Origin of the sequence: Streptomyces sp. NRRL WC-3549 (genome assembly GCF_000721935.1) — a bacterium.
Taxonomy (GTDB): Bacteria; Actinomycetota; Actinomycetes; order Streptomycetales; family Streptomycetaceae; genus Streptomyces.
The window spans coordinates 8187-8830 of record NZ_KL585441.1; the positions used below are offsets into that span (position 1 = coordinate 8187).

1 protein-coding gene is annotated in these 644 nt (G+C 72.7%); it reads left to right on the top strand.

The window, feature by feature from the left end:
* Positions 1-48 precede the first annotated feature (48 nt).
* A complete protein-coding gene (locus tag IH13_RS0133355; protein WP_031090410.1) occupies positions 49-627 on the top strand; it encodes a hypothetical protein in 579 nt (192 codons plus the stop codon).
* Positions 628-644 lie beyond the last annotated feature (17 nt).

Sequence of the window (644 nt, forward strand, 5' to 3'; positions counted from 1 at the left end):
CCGCCGGTACCGGTACCCGCGGAGCAGAACGTGGGTACGCTGCTGCGCATGACGGACCACCCCGGCAACACGCGGCACGGTTCGAGCCAGACCCCGGCCATGGTCTGGACGGGACGGGCCACCAACCGCTTCCAGTGGCTGCTCGCGGTCGCGGGCGCGGCCTGCATGGCGCTCGGCGTCGAGCTCGCCGTCGACTCCGCCTGGACGTCCGGGATCGCCCCGCTGCTGATGGCGGTCATCGGCTGTCTGGCCGCCGGACTGCTGATCCTCTTCGGGACCCTCGCCTTCGTCCATGTGGCCGTCACGGTCGACGGTGACGCCCTGGAGGTCCGCTGCGGCCACATCGGGCTGCCCCGGCGCCGGATTCTGCTCACCCACGTGGTCGGAGCGGACTTCGCACCCCAGGTCACCCCGCGCCACTGGGGCGGCTGGGGCTACCGCTGGCGCCCCGAGAAGGGGACCGCCGTGGTCGTACGCCGGGGCGAGGGCCTGGTACTGGCCCTCGGCGACGGCCGGACGTTCACGGTCACCGTCGACGACGCGGAAGCGGCCGTGCGCTTCATCCGGGACCGGCTCCACCTCGGCACCGGAACGGGGAAGTCCACCGGGACGTCCGCCGGGCCCTGACCCTGTCTCTTATACAC

Excerpts from the sequence above, each read along its gene's own strand:
- IH13_RS0133355 (WP_031090410.1), top strand. The coding sequence starts at position 49 with ATGACGGACCACCCCGGCAACACGCGGCACGGTTCGAGCCAGACCCCG.